Below are 3,277 nucleotides of genomic sequence, written 5' to 3'. Positions count from 1 at the left end.
GTCCCCGGGGACATGTCCCCTCTGTCCCCGGGGACAGAGGGGACAACCATGGGGACAGGGAGGCGGGACACGCCGGGGACAGCGAGCGCAGGGACAAGCAGTGCGACGGCCCGGGCGAAGCCCGACAGCTCGGCTTCGGCGCGCAGGCGGGACTCGCGTTCGCGGAGCAGCGCCTCATTGCGGCGGGCGAGCTCGGCGCGCACGCGCTCCAGTTCGTCAGCGTGGGAGCAGGCCTCGTCACTGGGAAACTGGAGGCCGACGTCGGGCGCGACGTCCGTGGGCGCTGGCCAGCGCGCCTCGGGCGGCAGCTCGCCAGGAATCACCTGGCTCGCGTCCTCCTCGGTGACGAGCTGCCCGGACAGCAGGCGCACCATGCCGGCGGGCACGGGCTCCTCCTCAGACGCCTCCGGGGGCGGAGGCGGCACGGGTTGGCGGCGTGGGCGAGCAGGAGGAGTGGGGCAAGTGCTCATGATGTGGTGTCCGAGATGAGATGGGGGTAGCACGCGGGAGGGATGGGCTTGTCCACGCAGTCGGCCAGGGCCGCGATGCCGTGGCGGCAGGTGGGCCAGGGGCCCGAGTACTTCGCGCGCACCGCCGCGGAGGCGATGCGCGACGCGTGGGGCGACGGCTTGCCGTCGTAGGTGAAGGCATCGCCCAGGCGGGTGGACCCGCAGTGCTCGCAGCGCACGGCGGGCAGGCGGCAGCGGCTCAAGGCGACACCCCCGTGGCGCAGGTGTGCGGGGGGCACTCGGGCGCGGTGCAACGCCACACGCGGCACGTCCGACATGGCGTCATCGCGCGCCGGCAGGCGCACTTCCGGAGGACGCGGTCCTTCAGCGAGGCGGGCGCGCGACCACCGCTGCGTGCTGCGAGGGCCTCGTAGGCCTCCCAGCGCGCCTGGTCCTCACCGACGAGCGAGCCGAAGGCCAGCCGCACCCGGGCCAGCACCTGGGCGGGCACCTCCCACAGCGTGTCCGCCGGGCCGGGCTCGCACGACACTGGCTCCGGCAACGCCACCACGTCCTCCAGCCACACCCCGGCCGGCCCCACGTACCAGCGGGACTGCCGCTCGGAGTCCGGCCACAGCGACACCGCGGCGACGCGCGCCACCGCCACCACCGCGCATGTCGACAGCTCGTCCGCAGGCGGGGCGCTGACGCCCGGCCCGGACGGCGAGGCTATCCAGCCCTTGAGCTCCGGCACGTACTCCGCCGCTGCGCAAACCGCGATGTAGGCCCCCATCACGTCCCTGGGCGGGGCTCGGTGCAGGTTGAGGACGGGCGCGTTGCGGACCTGGAGGCTCCACGCCCATGGCTGGGGCGCAGTGACCCCGAAGATGGGGACGCGCATGGGAGCGTCGCAGTGGCTCATGCGGCCTCCAGCTCCTGAATGCTGTCGCCCAGGTTCGCGCGCACCACCGCCTCGGCCGCCTCGGGGCAAACGCTGTTTCCGATGAGGCGCACCTTCGCTGCCTTCGACGTCGCCGCAGTCATGTCGTAGGTGGCGGCGAAGCGGCCAAACTGCGCGCGGAGCAGTTCCTCCGGCTCCAGCATCCGCATGCCGATGTCCACGATTTGGTGTTCGACGCCTGCCACCGTCACAAGCCCCATCCGTGCCTTGGCGGTGATGGTTCGCAGCGGACGGTCCACGCGCTGCCCGGAGGTGGCGTCGTCCCCGTAGTAACTCGTGAGGAAGGCGCGGACCTCCGCAACGTGGTTGCCCTGCCCGGTGATGGTCGGCAGCGGCGACTCCGCGTCCGCGCCGGAGCAGTCCCCGCGGAGCTTCACCAGCGTGGCGGCGGCGAGCGCGTGGTGGTCCTGGGCGGTGACGGTGTCGAGCGGACGCCCGTCGAAGGGCACGCCCACCACGCCGTTGCCGTAGTGCTTCGCAAGGAACGCGGACACGAGCGCGTGCTTCTGTCCGTCGGCCACCACCGTACCCAGCGGCTGATGCAGATCCAGGTAGCGCGCACGCTGCCCGGGCCGCTCGCCATAGCCTGTCTGCACCAGCGTCGGCATCACCAGGGCGTGTCCGCGGCGCTGCGCCGTCACGGTGGAGAGCGGCGCGTCGATGGGCTCGCCACGCGCTGCCTCGCCCCCGTGGTTGACCTTGATGAGCGACGGCACCACCAGGGCGCGGTCATTCTTCGCGGTGATGGTGCCCACCGGAGCACCAACCGGCGTCGGCGGCGTCTGCCCCGCGCGCCCGCCGCACCCGACGATGAAGGGCTCCGGGTTCTCCAGCACGAAACGGCGCAGGCCCTCGGCGATGCGCCAGAGCGTCTTCTCCGCGAGCGGGCGCTTTCGCTCGAAGATGCTCGGGCAGGGGAGGCCCCAGTCGATGCACTCCGCAGCGGTGCGCAGCGGCAGCTTCCCGGGCCCGTGCGTCGGCTCCGGCCAGAGGATGGGCTCGCCGTCGCACCGCGCGACGAGGAACAGCCGGCGCCTCTTCGTGGGGGCGCCGTAGAGCGACGCGTCCAGGACGCGGAAGTCCACGGTATAGCCGAGCAGTTCCAGCACGCCGCGCCACTGCTCGAACGTCTCGCCCATGCGCGCCTTGTCCGGGCGCCCGTCGGCGCCCAGCGGGCCCCACGTGCGGAACTCGGCCACGTTCTCCAGGAAGATGCACCGCGGGCGCACGTCGCGCGCCCAGTCGATGACCACCCACGCGAGGCTCCGGATGCCCTTCTCACGGGGCGTCCCACCCTTCGCCACGGAGAAGTGGGTGCAGTCCGGGCTCGCCCAGAGCACGTCCACCGGCCGCCCGCCTGTGGCCTCACGCGGGGGCACGTCCCAGATGTCTGCGGTGAGGTGCTTGGTGCGTGGGTGGTTGGCCGCGTGCACCGCGAGTGCGGTGGCGCTGTGGTTGATGGCCACGTCCACATCGCGCCTGAGCGCAGCCTCAATGCCGGTAGAGGCGCCCCCGCCGCCGGCGAACAAGTCCACGACGAGGCCTCGGCAGTTGTGCTTGCTCACGATGCCGCCTCCGCCTGGGCAGCGGCGTGTACCTGCTGCCGCCAGAAGGCTTCCCGGCCGCGCGCCTCACTCCATAGTTCGCGGCACCGCTCGCTACTGCACGTGCCCGCCGGTACGTCGGCGCGCTCGTGGTAAACCTCCGCGAAGGACCGCGGCGCCCAGCAGACGGCGCAGCCGCCGAGCTGCATCAGCTGCGCCTCGTCGTGGAGGCGCTTGCGCAGCAGCCCCAGATGCTCCGTCGGCGTCGTTTCCAGCAGGTAGGCCACGGCCGTCCTGCGCATGGCGGGAGTCGTCAACAGGGG

Annotated in this window: 5 protein-coding genes; all 5 read right to left on the bottom strand. The window is 72.5% G+C overall.

The window, feature by feature from the left end; genetic code table 11:
- Positions 1-386, bottom strand: a 386-nt coding sequence (locus D7X32_RS43760; protein ID WP_147450516.1) for a hypothetical protein, incomplete at its 3' end; no start/stop codon positions are given.
- 80 nt (positions 387-466) lie between these two features.
- Positions 467-712 (bottom strand): hypothetical protein, encoded by a 246-nt coding sequence (locus D7X32_RS43755; RefSeq protein ID WP_147450515.1) that lies wholly within the window; start codon positions 710-712, stop codon positions 467-469.
- The gene (locus tag D7X32_RS43750; protein ID WP_120608388.1) at positions 709-1,371 is read right to left on the bottom strand and encodes a hypothetical protein; all 663 of its coding nucleotides are present in this window, start codon (positions 1,369-1,371) and stop codon (positions 709-711) included. The genes D7X32_RS43755 and D7X32_RS43750 overlap by 4 nt, the downstream gene beginning before the upstream one ends.
- Positions 1,368-2,975, bottom strand: coding sequence for a DNA cytosine methyltransferase (locus D7X32_RS43745; protein WP_208752756.1), 1,608 nt, complete (start codon positions 2,973-2,975; stop codon positions 1,368-1,370). Before D7X32_RS43745 ends, D7X32_RS43750 begins: the two co-directional genes overlap by 4 nt.
- Positions 2,972-3,277, bottom strand: a 306-nt coding sequence (locus tag D7X32_RS43740) for a hypothetical protein (protein WP_208752754.1), incomplete at its 5' end; no start/stop codon positions are given. The genes D7X32_RS43740 and D7X32_RS43745, both read right to left, overlap by 4 nt.

The sequence above is a fragment of the Corallococcus carmarthensis genome, assembly GCF_003611695.1.
Lineage (GTDB): Bacteria > Myxococcota > Myxococcia > Myxococcales > Myxococcaceae > Corallococcus > Corallococcus carmarthensis.
The sequence above is the reverse complement of the archived record's forward strand: the minus strand, read 5'-3'. Positions and strand labels throughout refer to the sequence as shown.